At 66.2% G+C, this 20,685-nt stretch carries 14 protein-coding genes and 1 tRNA gene; 2 read left to right on the plus strand and 13 right to left on the minus strand.

Going from position 1 to position 20,685, the window contains the following annotated elements:
* Positions 1 to 185: 185 nt before the first annotated feature.
* The 13 genes from thrB to ACH82I_RS03025 all read right to left on the minus strand — a co-directional run bounded on the left by thrB (position 186) and on the right by ACH82I_RS03025 (position 16,177).
* Positions 186 to 1,094, minus strand: coding sequence for a homoserine kinase (gene thrB, locus ACH82I_RS02965; protein WP_413335381.1), 909 nt, complete (start codon positions 1,092 to 1,094; stop codon positions 186 to 188).
* Positions 1,091 to 2,176 carry a threonine synthase gene (gene thrC / locus ACH82I_RS02970; protein ID WP_413335383.1) on the minus strand — a complete coding sequence of 362 codons (1,086 nt, stop codon included), beginning with the start codon at positions 2,174 to 2,176 and terminating at the stop codon, positions 1,091 to 1,093. Before thrC ends, thrB begins: the two co-directional genes overlap by 4 nt.
* A gap of 2 nt (positions 2,177 to 2,178) precedes the next feature.
* Positions 2,179 to 3,486, minus strand: a complete 1,308-nt coding sequence (locus ACH82I_RS02975) for a homoserine dehydrogenase (protein ID WP_413335385.1) — start codon at positions 3,484 to 3,486, stop codon at positions 2,179 to 2,181.
* A gap of 40 nt (positions 3,487 to 3,526) precedes the next feature.
* Entirely contained in the window at positions 3,527 to 4,963 is a 1,437-nt protein-coding gene (gene lysA, locus ACH82I_RS02980; protein WP_413335387.1) for a diaminopimelate decarboxylase, read from the minus strand.
* On the minus strand, positions 4,963 to 5,700 hold the full coding sequence (locus ACH82I_RS02985) for a DALR anticodon-binding domain-containing protein (RefSeq protein WP_413335389.1): 738 nt from the start codon (positions 5,698 to 5,700) through the stop codon (positions 4,963 to 4,965). The genes lysA and ACH82I_RS02985 overlap by 1 nt, the downstream gene beginning before the upstream one ends.
* A 156-nt stretch (positions 5,701 to 5,856) precedes the next feature.
* On the minus strand, positions 5,857 to 7,032 hold the full coding sequence (locus ACH82I_RS02990) for an MFS transporter (protein ID WP_230743808.1): 1,176 nt from the start codon (positions 7,030 to 7,032) through the stop codon (positions 5,857 to 5,859).
* Positions 7,033 to 7,082: 50 nt separating this feature from the next.
* Positions 7,083 to 9,632 carry an FtsX-like permease family protein gene (locus ACH82I_RS02995; RefSeq protein ID WP_413335391.1) on the minus strand — a complete coding sequence of 850 codons (2,550 nt, stop codon included), beginning with the start codon at positions 9,630 to 9,632 and terminating at the stop codon, positions 7,083 to 7,085.
* Positions 9,629 to 10,450 carry an ABC transporter ATP-binding protein gene (locus ACH82I_RS03000; protein WP_413335393.1) on the minus strand — a complete coding sequence of 274 codons (822 nt, stop codon included), beginning with the start codon at positions 10,448 to 10,450 and terminating at the stop codon, positions 9,629 to 9,631. Before ACH82I_RS03000 ends, ACH82I_RS02995 begins: the two co-directional genes overlap by 4 nt.
* Before the next feature lie 176 nt (positions 10,451 to 10,626).
* Positions 10,627 to 10,702: transfer RNA gene (locus ACH82I_RS03005), tRNA-Arg, on the minus strand.
* A 100-nt stretch (positions 10,703 to 10,802) separates the two neighbouring features.
* Complete coding sequence (locus tag ACH82I_RS03010) at positions 10,803 to 11,858, minus strand: D-alanyl-D-alanine carboxypeptidase family protein (protein WP_413335395.1); 1,056 nt, start codon at positions 11,856 to 11,858, stop codon at positions 10,803 to 10,805.
* A 343-nt stretch (positions 11,859 to 12,201) separates the two neighbouring features.
* Positions 12,202 to 13,257, minus strand: coding sequence for a hemolysin family protein (locus ACH82I_RS03015; protein ID WP_230743804.1), 1,056 nt, complete (start codon positions 13,255 to 13,257; stop codon positions 12,202 to 12,204).
* The gene (locus ACH82I_RS03020; protein ID WP_413335397.1) at positions 13,254 to 14,585 is read right to left on the minus strand and encodes a hemolysin family protein; all 1,332 of its coding nucleotides are present in this window, start codon (positions 14,583 to 14,585) and stop codon (positions 13,254 to 13,256) included. The genes ACH82I_RS03015 and ACH82I_RS03020 overlap by 4 nt, the downstream gene beginning before the upstream one ends.
* Positions 14,586 to 14,719: 134 nt before the next feature.
* Positions 14,720 to 16,177, minus strand: coding sequence for a GuaB1 family IMP dehydrogenase-related protein (locus tag ACH82I_RS03025; RefSeq protein WP_413335399.1), 1,458 nt, complete (start codon positions 16,175 to 16,177; stop codon positions 14,720 to 14,722).
* A 101-nt stretch (positions 16,178 to 16,278) separates the two neighbouring features.
* Between ACH82I_RS03025 and ACH82I_RS03030 the strand changes: the two genes are divergently transcribed.
* Positions 16,279 to 20,031: a multifunctional oxoglutarate decarboxylase/oxoglutarate dehydrogenase thiamine pyrophosphate-binding subunit/dihydrolipoyllysine-residue succinyltransferase subunit gene (locus ACH82I_RS03030; RefSeq protein WP_413335401.1), complete on the plus strand. Its 3,753-nt coding sequence runs from the start codon at positions 16,279 to 16,281 to the stop codon at positions 20,029 to 20,031.
* Positions 20,028 to 20,639, plus strand: a complete 612-nt coding sequence (locus ACH82I_RS03035; protein ID WP_413335403.1) for a GDSL-type esterase/lipase family protein — start codon at positions 20,028 to 20,030, stop codon at positions 20,637 to 20,639. The genes ACH82I_RS03030 and ACH82I_RS03035 overlap by 4 nt, the downstream gene beginning before the upstream one ends.
* Positions 20,640 to 20,685 lie beyond the last annotated feature (46 nt).

The raw sequence follows: 20,685 nt of genomic DNA on the forward strand, positions 1-20,685 counted from the left end.
GTTTACTCACGGCGACGGAAACACCGTTGACGGTGCATTGTGAAAGAAAACCTGCTGAAGATGAGCAGGAGACGTTCCAGAATCTGTGACATTGAATGTGGGTTCGCGATGTATATCGCACAACCCGATCACTGGAGGAACACCCTCAGTTTACTTGCTTATCGACGATCTTGCGAATCGATTGCTCAAGTTTCTCGGAACACCCGATATCCCCCGAGGTCAATGGGCGTGCGCAGCAGCGCCACCGACTCCGGCACACAATCGGCGGGCACCGAGTCGGCGAGAACCAGAACCGTCGGACCGGCCCCTGAGATCACCGCGGGCAGCCCCCGCGACCGCAGGGCGTCGACGAGATCCATCGACTCCGGGTAGGCCTCGCGGCGGAATTCCTGATGCAGCTGATCCTGCGTCGCTTCGAAGAGCACCGAGGCGTCGGAGGCGAAGCCGTGGACGAGGAGACCCGTCCGCGCCGAATTCTCGCCGGCACGTTCATGTTCGATCGAGACGGGGATGAGGCCGCGGGCGATATCGGTGTCGAGGCGATGCTCGGGAACGAGGACGGTGACCGTGGACAGGGTGGTGACCGCGACCTGCCAGGCCCGTGCAGGGTGGGACAGCGAGATCGTCAGACCGCCGTAGACGGCGGGCGCCGCATTGTCCGGATGGCCCTCGTATTCCGTGGCGAGTTCGAGCACGCGTGCCCGGTCGGGCTCGCCGCCGCCGAAGACGGCGGCGACCTCTCCGGCCAGTGCGATCCCGGCCACGACCGCTGCGGCCGAGGAGCCGAGTCCCCGCGAGTGCGGTATCCGATTGACGCAGTCGAGGCTCAGCCGTTCGGCGAGTCCCTCGATCGCCTCGGGGAATTCGCCGGCGAGCACCTCGGTGATGATGCGCATGATCAGATGGGTGCGATCTCGCGGCAGCGACTCGGCCCCCTCCCCCGTCACGCTCACGCAGGACTCGTCGGCGACCGGTTCGTCATGGACGGTCAGCGTCAGCGTGTCGACCAGGTCCAGGGCGAGGCCGAAGGCGTCGTAGCCGGGCCCCAGATTCGCCGAGGTGGCCGGGACCTCGAGTCGGATCCGGACACTCACCGGTCTTCGAGTCCCAGGGCCCGTGCGGCGCTGACCGCGTCGACCGAGACCCGCAGGGGTTCGATCTCCGAGCCGTCGGCGGTGTGCAGCGCCCAACTGGGATCCTTGAGGCCGTGTCCCGTCACGGTCACCGCGATCTTCGCCCCGCTCGGAACCTTTCCGGCCGCGGACATCTTGAGCAGGCCGGCCACCGAGGCCGCCGAACCCGGTTCGACGAAGATGCCCTCGTCGCGGGAGAGGATCTTGTGAGCGGCGAGGATCTCCTCATCACTGACCGAATCGATGACTCCGCCCGAGGAATCCCGGGCTTCGATGGCCTGCGCCCAGCTGGCGGGATTGCCGATACGGATCGCCGTGGCGATGGTGTCGGGTTCGTCCACGGGGTGGCCGAGGACGATCGGGGCGGCACCGGCCGCCTGGAATCCCCACATCTGCGGCAGGCGAGTCGAGACGCCGATCTCCTGGTACTGGCGGTAGCCCTTCCAATACGCGGTGATGTTGCCGGCGTTGCCGACGGGCAGGACATGGATGTCCGGGGCATCGCCGAGCACGTCGACGACCTCGAAGGAAGCGGTCTTCTGGCCCTCGATGCGGTCGGGATTGACCGAATTGACGAGGTGGACCGGATAGGACTCGGAGAGTTTGCGGCACAGCGTCAGGCAGTCGTCGAAGTTGCCGTCGACCTCGAGCAGGGTGGCCCCGTGGGCGATGGCCTGGCTCATCTTGCCCGGCGCGATCTTGCCCGTCGGCACGAGCACGGCGCAGGTCAGTCCGGCCTTGGTCGCATAGGCCGCGGCCGAGGCGGAGGTGTTGCCCGTCGACGCGCAGATCACGGCCTTGGCACCGTGGGCCACGGCCTTCGTGATCGCCATCGTCATGCCGCGGTCCTTGAACGATGCGGTCGGGTTGAGGCCTTCGTACTTCACCCACACCTCGGCGCCGGTAATCTCACTGAGCTTCTCCGCCCGGATCAGTGGTGTTCCGCCTTCTCCGAGGGTGACCGCGGGGGTGGAATCGGAGATGTCGAGCAGGCTCCGGTACTCTTCGACGACGCCCTGCCACTGATGTCTGGGAAATGTCATTCTCACTGTCCTTCTACACGGATCACGGATTTGACGGCGCGGACCACGGGGAGGCCGCCGAGGCGGTCGACCGTTCCCCTCAGGGTCGCGTCGGTGTTCGTGTGGGTGGCGAGCACCAGTTTGGCATGCTGGATGCCCTGGTCGTCGACCTCTCCCACGGTCTGGCGCATGAGTTCGATGGAGGCGCCCTCATCGGCGAAGACCTCCGACACGGCGGCCAGGACACCGGGACGATCGACCACGTCGAGCGTGATGTGGTACCTGGTGGTGATGGCCGAGATCGGCAGGATCCGCGAGTCGGAGTGGAACGGGCGCTCATACTGTCCGCGCCCGCCGAGCACCTTCCGGCGGGCCACGGAGACCACGTCGCCGAGCACTGCCGAGGCGGTCGGGGCACCGCCGGCACCCTGGCCGTAGAACATCAGCGAACCGGCCGCCTCCGCCTCGATGAAGACGGCGTTGAAGGCTCCGCGCACGGTCGCCAGGGGGTGGCTGCGGCCGAGCAGCGCGGGATAGACGCGCGCCGAGAGACCGGCTCCGGCCGGTGAGTCCGCGACTCGTTCGCAGACGGCGAGGAGTTTGATGACGAACCCCTGGTCCCGGGCGGTCTCGACCATCTCCGCGGTGATCGACTCGATGCCCTCCACGTGGACGTCGTCGATCGAGACGGGGGCGTGGAAGGCCAGTGAGGACAGAATCGCGGCCTTGGCCGCGGCATCGTGTCCGCCGACATCGGCCGTGGGGTCCGCCTCGGCGAAGCCCAGCTCCTGTGCGGTGGCCAGCGCATGGTCGAAGTCCCAGTCCTCGGTGTCCATCTGGTCGAGGATGTAGTTGGTGGTGCCGTTGACGATGCCCATGATCCGTTCGATCCGGTCGCCGGCCAGCGAATCGCCGACCGGACGGATGATCGGGATCGCACCGGCCACTGCGGCCTCGTGCTCGAGGCGGACCCCGGCGCGATCGGCCGCGGACATGAGTTCGCCGTAGTGGGCGGCCAGGAGCGCCTTGTTCGCGGTGACGACCGATGAGCCCTGGGCGAGGGCGGCGGTGATGAGGGACTTCGCCGGCTCGATGCCGCCCATGAGTTCGATGACGATGTCTGCCCCGGCGATCGCCGCTTCGGCATCTGTCGTCAGCAGCGAGCGGTCGATGCCGGGACGGTCCTTCTCGATATCGCGGACGACGACCGCACTCAGCTCCAGGGGCGCGCCGATGCGCTCCGCCAGACCGTCTCCCCGGTTCTGAATGCGGGAGGCGACCTCCGTGCCGACGACGCCGCATCCGAGCATGGCCACTTTCAGCGACTGCATATCCTCACCTTTCCGCTGTGATCGAAGCTGTTCGTGCAAATCATCCGTTCCTCACCTGGGCCATTCCCGGGTCCGTGGAGAACATCTGGGTGTGGTCCTCGGGAGTCACGATCCACTCAACTGTATCCGGACTCACCGCCAGGACTCCGGGGCGGGGCTGATGATTGTAGTTGTTGGCCAGAGAACGGCAGTATGCGCCGGTGCTGGGAACCGCGACGAGGTCGCCGGCGGTGACGTCGGCGCCGATGTACTCGTCGCGGACGATGATGTCTCCGGATTCGCAGTGTCTGCCGACGACCCGAACGATGGCGGGCTCTGCCTGAGAGGCCCGGTTGGCCAAGGTACACGAGTAGTCCGCGTCGTAGAGCGCGGTCCGGATGTTGTCGCTCATTCCTCCGTCGACCGCGACGTAGGTGCGTTCGCCACTGTCCGTGGCCACTCGCTTCACGGTGCCGACCCGATAGAGCGTGAACATCGTGGGCGAGACGATCGCCCGGCCGGGTTCGATCGAGATCCGGGGCACGTTCGTGCCCAGGCCGCGGCATTCCTTCGCGACCACCTCGGCGAGTTCTCCCGCCATCTCCGCCACGGGAATCGGAGTGTCCTGGGAGGTGTAGCGGATGCCGAATCCGCCGCCGAGATCGATATCGGGCAGGTCGACGCCGTGTTCGGCCATGATCTGCGCACGGAGTTCGAGCACTCGGGCGGCCGCGACGCGGAACCCGGAGATGTCGAAGATCTGGGAGCCGATGTGGGAGTGCAGGCCGTCGAAGCGCAGATGCTGCGAGTTCGCGACGACCTCCGCGGCGGCTGCGGCGGTCCCATCGGAGACGGACAGGCCGAACTTCTGATCCTCGTGCGCGGTGGCGATGAAATCGTGGGTGTGAGCTTCGACGCCGACGGTCACCCGCAGCATCACCGGCGCGAGCACGCCCTTGGCGGCGGCGATCGATTCGAGCAGGGCGACCTCGTCGAGGCTGTCGACGAAGATTCTGCCGACGCCGTAGTCGAGGGCGTATTCGAGTTCGGCCGCGGACTTGTTGTTGCCGTGCAGGCCGACCCGCTCACCGGGCACGCCGGCGGCCCGAGCGATCATCATCTCGCCGAGAGTGCAGGTGTCGAGTCCGAGTCCGGCCTCGTGCACCCAGCGGGCGACTGCGGTGCACAGGAAGGCCTTGCCCGCATAGAAGACATCGACGCCGGCCAGCCCCTTCTCCTCGGAGAAGGCGGCGGAGTAGGTCGACAGGTAGGTCTGGGCCCGGGCCTTGAAGTCGGCGACGTCCATCACCAGAGTCGGCGTTCCGAACCGCTCCGCGAGCTCCGTGACTTCGTGTCCGGCGATGCTGAGCACTCCCTCGGCGGTCTTCGTGACATTGTCCGACCACAGACTCGGCAGCAGAGCGTTGACATCCTCGGGGTAGGGCAGCCAGACGGGAGCCGGGGTCGCGTGCAGAGGTCCTGCGATATGTGCGGGCATTACATCCTCTCCGGGGCCGAAGCTCCCAGTTGTCGAAGTCCTGCGGCGAGGACGGTGATGGCGGCGCGGACCAGCAGCAGCCGGGAGGCGTGGACCCTCGCGATCTCCACGTCGATCGTCGGAGTCACGACGCAGACGGCGATCCAGTCCTCGAATGCCTCGACCACGGCCGACAGTGTGGCGAGGAAAGAACTCCCATCGCCGGAGTCGAGAGCCCGAGGCAGACCGTTGCGAGCCTGCGCGAGCGCATTCAGCAGGACCACCTCGGTGACATGGACGAGCGTATCCGCGTCGAAGTCGGTCGGATCGATCCCGGCCGCTGTCGCACGACGGTGCGCGCGGTGGGCGGCCGCATGGGCCAGCTGGATGCGCCGCACTCCCTCGGCTGCATCCGACACCGCCTGGCCGGGCAGGAAGCCCTCCCCCAGGTCCACGATCTCGAGGGCTGCCCGGGACCGGCCGGCCGTGGTCAGGGTGATGTTGATGAAGCCCGGCCCGGCGACCTCGGCGGCGGCCACGCGCGGCTCGGTGCGGATGCGGGCCGCGATCTCCGCGGCGTATCGTCGGGGGTTGCCGGTGGCGTCGCACAGGGCGAGGTTCGTCGTCCAGTCCCCGTGTTCGTGCGAATCGGGTCGGCGGACGAAGAAGTCGGGATGTGGAGCCGGAGCGGATCCCTGCGCCGCACGAGCGGTCGCCGAGGCGCGCTCCAGTGCGGCATGCAGAAGTTCCGGGGTCACTCGGACAGAGTACTATTCGGCATCTGGCGAGGACGAATCCGAAGTCGTCTTCGCTCTCATTGCGAGACCGCCGTCATCGGCCTGCGGTGGGGCTGCGGTCGCGGCGGCGCAGCGGAAGGGTCTCAGCGCGTCCCGGGTCTCAGATCGTTCCAGGTCTCAGATCGTCCCGGGTCTACACGCCGCGTGGCTGACCGCGAACTTGACCCCGACCGAGGCGAGGACGAGCAGATAGGCGGGCCAGGAGGCGTCGAAGCTCTGGAGCAGGAAGGCGAAGGCGAGCGGGCCGACGGCCGCCATGAGATAGCCGCCTCCTTGGACGAAGCCGGACAGTGCCGCCGAGGACTCCGCGCTGCCCGAGCGCAGGGTGATCAGCGTCAGTGCCAGGGGGAACGTGGAGATCCCGACGCCCAGCAGAACCGTCCACAGCACGGGGGCCGCGCTCGGAATCAGCCACAGTCCGATGTATCCCAGGGCCAGACTCAGGCAGAAGGCCGCGACGATGACATAGGCCGACCGCATCTTCTGGGCCAGTGCGGGCAGCACGAACCCGAGGACGAGGGGAATCGCGGTGACGAGAGCGAGCATGGCCCCGGCGAAGGTCGCATCGAATCCGGCCCGGGTGAGCAGCGAGGGCAGCCAGGTGAAGAGGATGAAGTTGTTGAATGAGGTCAGGCCCGTCATCGTCATCAGTGCCCAGGCGCGAGGGCTCCTGACCAGGCGGGAGAGCTCGCTGCCGCCGACGACGGTCGCGGCCACCTCGGCGCGGGGAGCCGGGCGCAGCACGACGATGAGGACCCAGACGAGGACGGCGAGTCCGGCGAAGCCCGCCCAGACGAGCAGCGATCCGCGCCACGCGAGGCCTGTGGCCAAGGGCACGGCGACGAGCGGCGGTATGAAGGTGCCCAGCTGCAGCAGGCCGACATGGACGGTCGACATGAGGGCGACCCGGTCGGGGAAGTACGACTTGACGATCGGCGGGATCACGACGTTGCCGATGCCCATGCCCAGCAGCGCGAGCACGCTGAGGCCGAGGAAGATCACCGGGGAGTCGATGAGCGCGCGCACACCGAGTCCGACCGCGATCATCACCATCGCGGCCAGGGTGATCGTCAGTCCCGAGAACCTGTTGTACAGGCGTGGGGTGATGAAGCCGCTGAGTCCGTAGAGCAGCGGGGGTAGCATGCCGATGACGGCGAGGAAGGTCGCGCCGAGGCGGATGTCCTGTCCCATCAGATCGAGCAGAGGGGACAGACCTGTCACACCGGGCCGAAGGTTGAATGCGGCGACGATGATTCCGAGGATGACCAGAATTCCTGTCCACGCAGATCTCATGGTCTTCTTTGTACCATCGCCCCTCCCCGGCCGGGCATGGCGGGGTGGGCTCAGTGCCCGTGTTTGAGTCCCTCCACGGGCGAGAGTCTGGCCGCCCGCCGGGCCGGTGCGAGTGCCGACAGGAGGCCCGCGATCACCGCCACCGCGAGGATGCCCAGTGATGCCGGCAGCGACCAGTCGACGATGAGCGCAGTTGCGAAGTCGATCGTGAGCAGGCGCGTGCCGACGATGCCCAGTCCCCCGCCGAGGACGATGCCGATCAGTGCGGCCACCGATGAGACCAGCACGGCTTCGAGGGCGAGGAGGGCCCGCAGCTGCGCGATGCTCAGGCCCAGGGCGCGCATCAGAGCGTTCTCCCGGCGGCGTTCGATCACCGAGAGGCTCACGGTGTTCGAGACCCCGAGGAGGGCGATGAGGACGGCGACGAGGAGGAGGACCACTGCGCACACGAGCAGGACGTCGATGAACTCGGAGTAGACCCCGCGAGCGATGGCCGAGCCGGTCACCTCGTCGCTGGAGACGTCGAGGATCTCGGCGATCTGACTCTGGACTGCGAAGATGCCCGCCACATCGACATCGGGGCTGAGCTTGACCAGCACCGAGGTGGTCGTCGCGGAGACTCCGAGATCGTTGCCGACGTCGGTGGTGGTGAAGAGGGCAAGATTCGAGTTTCCCTGCTTCTCCACGGGCACGTTCATCTCGTTGAGGCCTTTGGCCCGAACCGTCGAAGCGGGGTAGTCCTCGGGAACGATGACGCGACCGGGGCTGAGTTCCGGAGCACCCTCGCCGAGGACGCTTGCGGTCGCTTCCGGATCGATCACATAGAGTTCGGGGACGGCGCCGTCGATGTCGTCGAGGGCCTGCGCACGATGCGCGACGGCGACGGCGGACACCGGCTCGAGAGAGCGCAGCTTGTCGAGGGCGTCCTCGTCGACCGCCGTGTCGAGAGGGACGGCGACGTCGACGGGAAAGCGCTCGTCGAGTCCGTGCCCGAGTGTGGCCTTCGTCGACAGTCCTCCGACGAGGATGGTCGAGACGAGAGTCACGCCGATGATCAGTGCGCTGGCGGTGGTGGCGGTGCGCCGGCGATTGCGCAGGGTGTTCAATGTCGCCAGACGGCCCGGGACTCCCCAGGGGCTGAGTACGAGCTCCCCGATCCCGGCGACGATCGGAGGAATGATCTGGGCGGAGCTGATCACGAGGCCGGTGACGATGAGGGCACCGCCCAGAGCTCCCCCGAGGACCCAGCCCTGGGAGGAGGCGGCCAGAGCGAGCGAGACGGTGAGCAGACCGATCCCGAGGATGATGGCCGACCACCCGGAAATCTGCCGGGGCCGGCTCCGCGAGGCCGGGGCGAACGAGGCGTCGAAGGGCTGCAGCGCCTCGAGCGGAGTGACGGCGATGGCGCTGCGGGCCGGTCGGATCGTGGCGAGGATCGTCAACAGCACGCCGACGGCGATGCCCGCGGCCGGCGCGGTCACGGGCACCTCCACGATGCTGTGGGCGAAGTTCTCCGGCCACAGGCGCTTCGCGAATGCGGAGAGGGCGTAGCTGAACCCCGTGCCCCCAAGCACCCCGAGGACCGAACCGATCAGGCCGACCGCGCCGCCCTCTGCGACCACGGAGGCGTAGATCTGCGTCCTGGAGGCGCCGAGACAGCGCAGGAGCGCGAATTCACGACGGCGACCGGCGACGATGACGGAGAAGGTGTTCGAGACCACGAGGATCGCGACGATCACGGAGATCCCTGCGAAGACGAGCAGCATGGCGGCGATGACGTCATTGCCGCCCGAGAGCCGTTCGGCCTTGGCCTCGGTGGCTTCCGCGACGTCCATCACCTCGAGTCTCTCGTCCAGCTGAGAGGAGTCGATCGCGGCCTGCAGACCGCGACGCACCTCGGCCGGGTCCGCGGAGTCGTCCAGGGCGACCTGGACGGCGATGACATCGCCCTGGGAGGCGAAATGCTCCTGATAGCTCGCCGAGGTGGTCAGTGCCCGGTTCACCCCCGGGGCGCTGGGGTCGACGCCCATGTCGGCGATGCCGACCACCGTGAACGTGGTCGTGCTCTGACTCGGTCCGCGGTAGATCGGAACATCGTCCTCGCCGTTCTCGACGGGAACCACGTCGACGGAGAACCGGACCTCGTCGCCGATTCCGACACCGAGATCCTGCGCGGTCTTCTCATCGAGGACGAGATCGGTGATTGCCAGCGGTCGGCTGCCTTCGACGATGCTGAAGGTGTCGAGACCAGGATGAGCCGGGGACGGCGAGAGGGCGAAGGTGCTCTCGGAGAATGTGCTGCCGCGTCCGCTGGTCGTGGTCCGCGACGACACCGCCACAGAGTCCACCCCGTCCGTTGCCGACAGCGGCTCGACCAGAGGGGCGATCTCGCGTCCGTCGACGAAGACGTCCTGTCCGGGGATGACGACGAGATCCGCGTTCGAGAAGGCGTTGCCGACCGACTCGCGCAGGCTCGCCTGCAGCGAGGAGCTGATGATGATCGTGGTGGCCACGAAGCCGGCCGCAAGTGCGATCCCGAGTCCGATTGCGAGGAATCTGGCCCAGTGGATGCGGATCTGGGCCAGAGCGACAGCGATCACAGATCGCTCAGTTCGCTCAGCGCCGTCACCACCGTTTCGCGGGTCGGCCGTCTGACCTCTCCACCGGCGCGTCCGTCCTTGAGTAAGACGACCCGATCGGCGTGTGAGGCGGCGACCGGGTCGTGGGTGACCATGATGATCGTCTGCCCGTAGACAGTGGTGGCGCTGCCGAGGAGATCGAGCACCTCCGCGCCCGCGTGAGAATCGAGATTGCCGGTCGGCTCATCGGCGAAGATGACGTCCGGCCTGGTCAGCAGCGCACGGGCGACGGCGACCCGCTGCTGCTGTCCTCCGGAGAGTTCATGCGGACGATGGCCGAGGCGGTCGCCGAGTTCGAGGCGGTCGATGACTTCGGCCTTCCAGTCCCGGTCGATTCTCTTTCGGGCCAGTGCGACGGGCAGCTCGATGTTCTGTTCTGCGCTGAGTGTGGGCACGAGGTTGAAGGCTTGGAAGATGAACCCGACCCGGTCGCGGCGGAGTTGGGTGAGCTCCTTGTCATCGAGGGAGGTGATCTCCTGGCCGCGCATGGTGATCGATCCCGCGTCGACACGGTCGAGTCCCGCAAGGACGTGCATGAAAGTCGATTTCCCGGAACCCGAGGGACCCATGATCGCGGTGAACCGACCCGATTCGAAGTCGACGCTGATGTCATCGAGAGCGTTGACCGCGGTATCGCCCCGGCCGAAGCCCTTGCGCAGGTGCTCGGCCCGCAGCACGATATCGCCTGCGGCGGGTCCATCCGCGCCTGAATCGTGACTGCGCACGGCGCCCCGGGGGCTGGCCGCTTCGGCTTCGGACACTCCTGCAGGATTCGACATCTTCACCTTCGCACGCGGACCGGCATCGTCACCGTCTACCTTAGTCGGTGCCCGGCCCGGCCGCTCATCTGCCGACTCGGCACCCGAGGCTGCGAGGCAGTGGGTGAGGCCGCCGGGACAAGGTCGACAGGACAAGCAGAACCGCCCACCTCGATAACTGAGGTGGGCGGTTCGGATGGTGCCCGCGACAGGATTCGAACCTACGACCTTCTGCTCCGGAGGCAGACGCTCTATCCACTGAGCTACGCGGGCAACGGATGCAATGCTATCACCGATCCGGGGACGCTCCCAAAACGAAACCGCGTGCAGTCGAATTCGACTGCACGCGGCTCTCAACTTACAAGAAGGGGCTTCAGGCGCCCTTCATGTCCTTGCGGCCGGGAACGTATTCCCAGTGCCAGAGTTCGTAGGAATTGCGCTGGGCCCAGTCGGGATTCTCCCAGCCGTACTTCTTCGCATTGGCAACGAGCCAGTCGTACTGTTCGCCGGTTCCACTCGAGGTGCCGGCACCGAGGTCGACGGCGAGGCCCAATCCGTGATTCGAGGTTCCGGGACGAGCAGCGAATCCCGGTTTGCGGGCGGCCACGGAGATCTGGGATTCCAGGGAGCGATAGGAATCGGTCACGGCGAGATCCTTGCCGGTGTCCTTCTTGAAGGCCGCATTCATCTTGGCGAAGGAGACTGCCGCGTCGGTGCGCAGTTTGTGATCGCCGATGCCGATCTTGCACAGCCATTCGTCGGGCAGTTCGCCGTTGGAGACGTCCCCGGTGGGAGCTTTGCCGTCGCAACCGGGAAGCACGGTCTTGGTGATGGCGCGCGAGGCCGCCTCGGCCTTCGTCTGCTTGGCGCTCGGAGCGCCGATCGCCATCGAGGTCTTGTCGTCCTTATCGAGCTGGACATCGGCAGAGACCGACTCTGCGTTGATGGCCTGCGGCTGTGACTGGGCAGCTGTCTCGTCGACCCTGACTTCCTGCTGTCCGCTCATGTTGCCTGCGATCATGACCGCGGCGATGGCCGTTCCGGTCACCGACACGGTCGCCAGGGCTGAGGCCGTGGTGATGCGACGGCGACGAACCGAGCGCAGCAGCGAACCGTCCGAACCGCGGCTGCCCAATCGGGTGGCGACGGAGGCGGGACTGCCGTGGCCTGCCGCGGCGAACGTGTAGTGCGAGCGCTCGGTCTCCTTAGCCATCGCTGCACGGCGAGGAGATCCCTGGAGGGCCCGCGCCTCGGCGGCCATGGCGGCACGGCGAGGCGAGAGAGCGGAGATGTCTGTGTGCGAAGGCCGCGACTCCTGCGTCGCGGGCTTCCGGGTGAAGAGCGCTGAACCCTTGGAGGAGGCTTCCTGCTTGCGCAGATCGCGTCGGCGAACCGGCGGCGCCTCGACGGTCGAGGACTGACTCGACATAGTGCTCCATACTGTTGACTGTCGGATGTACCTCGGGCCCAAGAACGGCGGCGCCCGAAAAGCTTATGTCACAACACTATAACGACCCCGTTACCAAATGTCACCTTTCGTTCATACTAGGCGCGTGACCAGCGAATATTCCGGTTTCGGTGTGTCGCAGACCACGCAGATGCGGGAAAGACGGTGCTCCGGAGTGCTGTTTTCGTTACATATCGTTACACATCCGGGGCGACGATGCGGGCCCCATCACAGCTGAGGCCCGCATCGTGTGCGAGATCACGGCCCCGCCGGACCGAGCACGGCCGCCGAGTCCAGGGCCTCGGAGCCCTGCCGCCGTATCCAGTCAGCCGTCGAAGCGGCCGCGCTGCATCGCGTCCTGCACCTCGCCGACAAGCTCTTCGAGCACATCTTCGAGGAACAGCAGTCCCAGCACCGTCGCCTCGGCATCGATGACACGGGCGACGTGGATGCCGGCCTTCTGCATCTGCGCCAGCGCCTCCTCCACCTCATCACCGGCGGTGACGGTGAACAGCGGCCGGAAGCGCTTGGCCGGCACCGGTGCGTCGTATTCGACGTCGCTGTCGGCGTAGAGGACGTCTTTGATGTGCAGATAGTCCTGCGGGTAGCCGTCCGCGGAGACTACGAAGTAGCGGGAGAATCCTGTCTTGCCGACCAGGGTAACGAGCTCGTCGGGTGTCACCTTGTCCGAGATCGTGATGAGCTCGGACATCGGCACCATGATGTCCGCGGCGGTCTTGTCGCTGAACTCAAGGGCGCCCTTGAGCAGTCCGGTGTCATCGGAGAGCAGACCTTCGCGCTTGGATTCGGCCACGATCGATTCGACCTGTTCGATCGTGTAGGCCTCGTTGACCTCGTCGCGAGCCTCGACCTTCATCAGGTGGAGGACCCAGTTCGCCAGACCGTTGAGCGGCCTGATGACGAACCCGAACACGCGGGCAAGGAAGACGAGCGGGGTCGCAAGGATCATCACGGCCTGCGCCGATGTCGCCAGGGCGATGTTCTTGGGCACCATCTCACCGATGACCACGTGCAGATAGGTGACCACGCCGAGGGCGAGGACGAAGGAGATCGTCGAGGACAGGCCCGCGGGAATGCCGAGGCCTTCGAGCGGCCCGGCGAGCAGATGGTGGATCGCCGGTTCTGCCACATTTCCCAACAGCAGAGAGCAGACGGTGATGCCCAGCTGGCAGATCGCCAGCATCAGCGAGACATGCTCCATGGCATAGAGGGCGGTCTTGGCGGCCCCTGAGCCCTCCGCCGCACGCGGTTCGATCTGTGAGCGCTTGGCAGCGACCACGGCGAACTCCGCGGCGACGAAGAAGGAGTTGCCCAGCAGCAGGACGACCAACCAGACGAGTCCGAACCAATCGGCGCTCATCGGCTCTCACCTCCCTGTTCGTAGGCCGCGGCATCCGTGGCGCGCAGCACCACCCGCAGTCGTTCGATCCGGCGTCCGTGCATCCGCTCGACGCGGATCAGTGCGTCATCGGTGCGCACACTGTCCCCGGGTTCGGGAATGTGGCCGAGTTCCTTGAGGACGAATCCGGCGAGGGTCTCGTAGTCCGAGTCCTCGGGGATGTCGATCCCGATCGTCGACGAGATCTCGTCGGGTCGCAGCTGCCCGGGCACGATCCAGGTGCCGTCACGAGCCGGGCGTGCGGCCACTCGCATCCGATCGTGCTCGTCGGCGACCTCGCCCACGAGCTCCTCGACGACGTCCTCGAGCGTGACGACTCCGGCGGTGCCGCCGAATTCGTCGACGACGACCGCCATCTGCAGTCCCTGGGCGCGCAGCTCCATGAGCAGCGGGTCGAGTCGGAGGGTCTCCGGGATCTCGGTGACCTCGGTCATCAACCCTCCGGCGTAGGCATCGTCGCGATTGGACAGGGGCACGGCGAAGGCCTGTTTGACGTGGACGACGCCGACGATGTGGTCTTTGTCCTCCCCCGCGACGGGGAATCGCGAGTAGCCGGTCTCGCGGGCCTGTTCGATGATCTGTCGGGCGGTGGTGTCTTTGACCACCGAGGACATTCTCGTCCGCGGGGTCATCACGTCCTCGGCGCTGCGCTCGGAGAAGCTCAGCGTCCGCTCGAGCAGATCCGCGGTCTGCTCATCGAGCATGCCCTCCTCCGCAGAGTGGCGCACCAGCGAGGTCAGCTCTTCGGGAGAGCGCCCCACGGAGCCCTCCTCCTGCGGCTCGATGCCCATCGACAGCAGGATCTTGTTCGCGGTCCCGTTGAGCATGGCGATGATCGGCTTGAACACGATCGAGAAGACGTACTGCATCGGTGCCGCGATGCGACCGGTGGCCAGAGGCACGGCGATCGCGAGGTTCTTGGGCACGAGTTCGCCGAAGATCATCGACAGGATGGTCGAGGCGATGAGCGCGATCGTCAGCGCCAGCGGTGCCGCCAGGCCGGGGCCGACGCCCCAGGACTCGAACACGGGTGCCAGCAGCTTCCCGAGCGAGGGCTCCATGAGATAACCGGTGAGCAGCGTCGTGATCGTGATGCCCACCTGTGCCGCAGAGAGCTGGGTGGACAGGTGGGTCATCGACTGGCGCAGGGTCTTCGCGCCGACGACACCGTCTTCGACCGCCTTGTCGGCGGTGTGACGATCGAGGGTGAGGAGGGAGAATTCTGCGGCCACGAAGACGCCCGTGCCGAGAATGAGGATCAGAGCGAGGGCGAGGAACAGCCATTCCATCAGTGACGATCCCTGCCGTTCGCGGTCAGGAGATCTCTGTGTGTGTATCGATCGACCCGCTTGAGGGGATAGGGGTCATCGTCTGGGGCGCCGGCTTCCCGCCGGCCGGGACTGTCACTGTGCATGGAAGAATCCTACCAACTCCGGGCGAGTGGTCGGCCCTCCTCATAACCGGCCGTGCTCTGCACACCCACGGTGGCGCGTTCGGCGAATTCCTCGAGATTGCGGGCCCCGGCATAGGTGAAGGAGCTGCGCACTCCCGAGGTGATGCCGTCGAGGAGGTCTTCGACCCCAGGAGATTGTGGGTCGATGTACATCGTGGACGCAGAAATGCCCTCTTCGAACAGGCCTTTGCGGGCCCGCGAGAATGCCGATTCCGTCCGGGTCCGATTCGCCACCGCACGCGCCGAGGCCATTCCGAAGCTCTCCTTGTACTTCCGTCCCTCTCCGTCGAGCAGGAGGTCGCCCGGGGATTCGTGGGTGCCGGCGAACCATGAGCCGATCATCACCTGAGAGGCTCCGGCCGCCAGTGCCAAGGCCACGTCCCGGGGATAGCGGACTCCCCCGTCGGCCCAGACATGGGCTCCCAGCTCACGGGCCGCCTCGGCGCATTCGCGCAGCGCAGAGAACTGCGGCCGTCCCACGGCCGTCATCATCCGGGTCGTGCACATGGCGCCCGGTCCGACTCCGACCTTGATGATCTGCGCGCCCGCGGAGACGAGGTCCCGGACGCCGTCACCGGTGACGACGTTGCCTGCGACGATCGGCACACCGAGATCGGCACCGGCGATCGCACTGAGTGCATCGAGCATCTTCACCTGATGGCCGTGGGCGGTGTCGACGACGAGCACGTCTGCCCCTGCCTCGACAAGGGCCTGTGCGCGTTCCACGGCCCTGCCGTTGACGCCGATGGCCACCGCGATCTTGAGTCTGCCCCGGTCATCGACGTTGGGTCCGTAGATCGATGAGCGCAGCAGCGACTTCGGAGTCAGGCAGCCGAGCACCATGTTCTCCTCATCGACGACCGCGGCGAAGGCCGCCCGCGACTCATTCATCGATTCGTAGAGCGATTCGAGCTGCGCCTCGTCGTTCCAGTCGATCTCGGAGGCGCGCAGCACGTGGGGCGAGGATTCGAGGAGATCCGACACCGAGGTGAAGCGATCGACGTCTCCCAGGCTCGCGGCATCGATGACGCCTTCGAGGCGGCCGGCATCATCGACGACGACGCCGAAGCCGTGGGGGCGTTTGGCCAGGACGTGCAGGGCGCTGAGCACGGTGTCGTCCGGGGAGAATCGCAGCGCCGATTCGAAGATCCGATCGCGGCTCTTGACCCACTTGATCGTGTCCACGGCGGCGGTCAGGGGAATGTCCTGGGGAAGCACGGCGAGACCGCCTCGGCGCGCCATCGTCTCGGCCATTCTCCGGCCCGACACGGCGGTCATGTTCGCGGCCACGATCGGGGTCGTCGACGCCGTCGGATCGACCGTGGTGAGGTCGACGTCGAAACGCGAGGTCAACGTGGACGAGTTGGGGACGAGGAACACATCGGAGTAGGTCAGATCGGTGTTCGGGTCATTTGAGATGAAACGCATAACACTATTGTCCCTTATGTGCACATAAGAGGGCACATCGCGTTAGGCTGGTCATGTCGTTAAGCAGCAATTCTTGAATCAGGAAGTAGGCGATCAACGCCGTGTCCGTCAATACTCCGAACCGCACCGTCGACGACTTCGGGTCGAATGAATGGTTGGTCGAGGAATTGTATGAGCAGTACAAGTCAGATAAGAACTCGGTCGACAAGTCCTGGTGGCCGTTCTTCGACAAGTACGAGAAGAACAGCGGAGGCGACAAAGCCTCTGCTGGCACCAAGCCCACCGGCGGATCGGGTGCACAGGCGAAGTCCGCTGCCCCCACGAAGCCTGCGGCGAAGTCCGCGGCGAAGGGCCCGACCGAGTCCTCGGCCGCTGAGCCCGCAGCGAAGGAGACGTCGCGAGGCGTGTCTCCCTCGACTGCCGAGACCGAGACGCTGAAGGCCGAGACGAAGTCCGTGCCGAAGGTCGTCGTCAAGGATGCCGAGCCCAAGCCGGCGCCCGAGGAGACCGTCACCCCGCTGCGCGGACCGGCCAAGCTCATCGCCAAGAACATGGATGACTCGATCGAGGTGCCCACGGCCACCTCGGTGCGGGCGCTGCCTGCCAAGGCGCTCATCGACAACCGCATCGTCATCAACTCCCACCTCAAGCGCACGCGCGGCGGGAAGGTCTCCTTCACCCACCTGATCGGCTTCGCCGTCATCCGCGCGCTGAAGAACTTCCCCTCGCAGAACGTCTCCTACGACGTCCGCGACGGCAAGCCCGTGATGGTCTCACCGGCGCACATCAACTTCGGTCTCGCGATCGACGTCCCGAAGAAGGACGGCACGCGCAGCCTTCTGGTGCCCAATGTGAAGAAGGCCGAGACCCTGACCTTCCGCCAGTTCGTCGATGCCTACGACGGCCTCGTCGACAAGGCCCGCCAGGGCAAGCTCACCGCCGATGACTTCGCCGGGACCACCGTGTCGCTGACGAACCCCGGCGGCATCGGCACCGTGCATTCGGTGCCGCGCCTGACCAAGGGCCAGGGCTGCATCATCGGCGTCGGCGCACTCGACTACCCGGCCGAATTCCAGGGTGCGAGCCAGCAGACGATCAACAAGCTCGCTGTCTCGAAGGTGCTAACACTGACCTCGACCTACGATCACCGCGTGATCCAGGGCGCCGGTTCGGGTGAGTTCCTCAAGCTCGTCCACGGCTACCTGCTCGGCGAAGACGGCTTCTACGACGACGTCTTCGAGTCCCTGCGACTGCCCTATGAGCCGGTGCGCTGGGTGCCCGACGTCTCGGCGGAGGACCAGGACGACGTCAACAAGACCGCGCGCGTCATCGAGCTCATCGACGCCTACCGCACCCGCGGTCACCTGATGGCCAACATCGACCCCCTGGTCTACCGTCAGCGGTCCCACCCGGATCTCGACATCAACCAGCACGGACTGACGCTGTGGGACCTCGAACGCGAGTTCCCCACCGGCGGTTTCGGCGCCAAGGCGATGATGCCCTTCCGCAGCATCCTCGGACTGCTGCGCGACAGCTACTGCCGGACCATCGGCTTCGAGTACATGCACATCGCCGATCCTCTGCAGCGGCGCTGGTTCCAGGCCAAGATCGAGGTTCCCCATCAGGAGCTCACCCGCTCGGAGCAGGGACACATCCTCGGTCGCCTCAATGCCGCCGAGGCCTTCGAGACATTCCTGCAGACGAAGTACATCGGGCAGAAGCGCTTCAGCCTCGAAGGTGGCGAGTCCGCGATCGTCCTCCTCGATGAGATCCTCAACCAGTCGGCCGATTCCGGTCTCGACGAGGTCGCCATCGGCATGGCCCACCGCGGTCGGCTCAATGTGCTCACGAACATCGCCGGAAAGAGCTATGCGCAGATCTTCCGCGAGTTCGACGGCACCATGTCCCCCGACAGCGTGCAGGGCTCCGGAGATGTCAAGTACCACCTCGGCACTCAGGGCTCCTTCACCTCCCCCGCCGGCAACTCGACCGATGTCTACGTCGCGGCGAACCCCAGCCACCTCGAGACGGTAGACCCGATTCTCGAGGGAATCGTCCGCGCCAAGCAGGACGTCGTCGACCAGGGTGAGGCAGGATTCACTGTCCTGCCGGTCCTCGTCCACGGCGATGCCGCCTTCGCCGGACAGGGTGTGGTGACCGAGACGCTCAACCTCTCGGAGCTGCGCGGCTACCGCACCGGCGGCACCATCCACGTCATCATCAACAACCAGGTCGGGTTCACAACGCCGCCCGCCTCGGCGCGGTCCTCGTTCTACTGCACGGACGTGGCCAAGTCGATCAACGCCCCGATCTTCCACGTCAACGGCGATGATCCCGAGGCTGTCGTCCACGCCTCCCGCCTGGCCTTCGAATACCGGCAGGAATTCAACCGCGATGTCGTCATCGACCTCGTGTGCTACCGCCGCCGCGGACACAACGAGGGAGACGATCCCTCGATGACCCAGCCGCTGATGTACTCGCTGATCGAGAAGAAGGGCTCGGTGCGCAAGGTCTACACCGAGTCGCTGGTCGGCAGGAAGTGCATCACCGACGACGAGGCCGCCGAGGCGCTCAAGGACTACCAGTCGAAGCTGGAATCGGCCTTCGCCGAGACCAAGGAGGCCGAGACCGGTCCCTACGACGGCAATGCGTTCAACAACCCGCATGTGCCCAGCGACATCGAAGCGTTCAACGACGCCGAGACGGCGATCAGCCCCGAGACGCTCACCCGCATCGGTGAGGCCTTCGCTGAGATTCCCGAGGGCTTCACGATCCACAAGAAGCTGCGGGCGCTGCTCGAGAAGCGCAAGGAGATGTCGCTCTCCGGCGGCATCGACTGGGGCTTCGCCGAGCTCATCGCCTTCGGGTCGCTCCTCATCGACGGGGTCCCGGTGCGACTGGCCGGTCAGGATTCGCGTCGCGGAACCTTCGTTCAGCGCCATTCGGTGCTCATCGACTCCGTCAACGGCAACGAGTGGACACCGCTGCAGAACCTCAGCGACGATCAGGCCCGCTTCTGGGTCTACGACTCGCTGCTGAGCGAGTACGCCGCGGTCGGCTTCGAGTACGGCTATTCGGTCGAGCGCAAGGATGCCCTGGTGGCGTGGGAAGCCCAGTTCGGCGACTTCGCCCAGGGTGCCCAGTCCGTCATCGACGAGTTCATCACCTCTTCCGAACAGAAGTGGCAGCAGAACTCCGGTGTGGTCATGCTCCTGCCCCATGGCTATGAAGGGCAGGGTCCCGATCACTCCTCGGCCCGCATCGAGCGTTACCTGCAGCTGTGCGCGGAGTCGAACATGACGGTCGCGCTGCCCTCGAACGGAGCCTCCTACTTCCATCTGCTCCGTCGCCATGCGATGACGACGAACAAGCGCCCGCTCATCGTCTTCACGCCGAAGTCGATGCTGCGACTCAAGGCAGCGGCGAACTCCCCCGACGAGTTCACCTCGGGCACCTTCGAGCCGGTCATCGACGATTCCACCGTCGATGCCGAGCAGGTCGATCGCGTGGTCCTCGTCTCCGGCAAGCTCTACTGGGACCTCAAGGCCCAGCGCGAGAAGTCCGAGGACACGAAGACCGCACTCGTCCGGGTCGAGCAGCTCTACCCGCTCGATGCGGAGGCCATCACCGCCATCCTCGATCGCTACCCGGCCTCGGCCGAGCTCATCTGGGCTCAGGAGGAGCCGGAGAACCAGGGAGCATGGCCGTTCATGGCGCTCAACCTGCCCGAGATCCTCGGCGACCGTGAGCTGACCGTGGTCGCCCGTGCCGCTTCGGCCGCGACCGCCACCGGACTCAAGCACCTCCATGAGCTGCAGCAGCAAGAGGTCGTCGACCGGGCCTTCCGCTGGTGAGCAGCGAAACCTCGACGACCGTTGCGGTGATCGGCGGCCCCTTGGTCGCCGGTCACGGCGACGGCCGCGGGCTCGGCTGGGTCGGTCGCGTCACCGCGCGAACCCTGCCCAGCCTGCCCGAGCTCAAGGTCTATCCCCTGGCTGTCCCCCATGAGGATTCCTCGGGGCTGCATGCCCGCACTATCGCCGAGGCGAGCCTGCGGTTCAGCTCCGACAGCGACAATCGTCTGGTGCTGGCCCTGGGATCGGGAGACCTCGACACGGGTCGGTCCGTGGCTCGGGCCCGTCTCGATGTGGCAAATGTCCTCGACGAGGCATTGGCCCGAAAGGTCTCCGCCTTCGTCATCGGACCGCCTCCCGAACACGATTCGGACCGCAATCGGGGAATCGCCGAACTCAATGCGAGCTTCTCCGATGTCGCCAAACGGCGCGGCATCGCCTATGTCGACACCTTCACTCCCCTGCTGGGCCACCCGGTCTGGCAGCGGGAGCTCGCTTCGTCGCGTGATCATCTGCCGGCTCAGGAAGGCTATGGACTCCTGGCGTGGCTGGTGCTTCACCGCGGCTGGTTCCAGTGGCTCGGTGTCCAGGACGTCCTCGGCGACTGACCTGGAGCGACCCTCCGGGACAGGCTTTGCCCTCACCGGGTGATCA

The organism is Brevibacterium sp. GP-SGM9, assembly GCF_047300845.1.
Classification (GTDB): Bacteria; Actinomycetota; Actinomycetes; order Actinomycetales; family Brevibacteriaceae; genus Brevibacterium.

Bases quoted from the DNA above. Each gene is read 5' to 3' on its own strand.
- ACH82I_RS03000 (WP_413335393.1), bottom strand. From the start codon at position 10,450: ATGTCGAATCCTGCAGGAGTGTCCGAAGCCGAAGCGGCCAGCCCCCGG.
- ACH82I_RS02975 (WP_413335385.1), bottom strand. From the start codon at position 3,486: ATGCAGTCGCTGAAAGTGGCCATGCTCGGATGCGGCGTCGTCGGCACG.
- thrC (WP_413335383.1), bottom strand. From the start codon at position 2,176: ATGACATTTCCCAGACATCAGTGGCAGGGCGTCGTCGAAGAGTACCGG.
- ACH82I_RS03025 (WP_413335399.1), bottom strand. From the start codon at position 16,177: ATGCGTTTCATCTCAAATGACCCGAACACCGATCTGACCTACTCCGAT.
- ACH82I_RS03010 (WP_413335395.1), bottom strand. From the start codon at position 11,858: ATGTCGAGTCAGTCCTCGACCGTCGAGGCGCCGCCGGTTCGCCGACGC.
- ACH82I_RS02990 (WP_230743808.1), bottom strand. From the start codon at position 7,032: ATGAGATCTGCGTGGACAGGAATTCTGGTCATCCTCGGAATCATCGTC.
- lysA (WP_413335387.1), bottom strand. From the start codon at position 4,963: ATGCCCGCACATATCGCAGGACCTCTGCACGCGACCCCGGCTCCCGTC.
- ACH82I_RS03015 (WP_230743804.1), bottom strand. From the start codon at position 13,257: ATGAGCGCCGATTGGTTCGGACTCGTCTGGTTGGTCGTCCTGCTGCTG.
- ACH82I_RS03020 (WP_413335397.1), bottom strand. From the start codon at position 14,585: ATGGAATGGCTGTTCCTCGCCCTCGCTCTGATCCTCATTCTCGGCACG.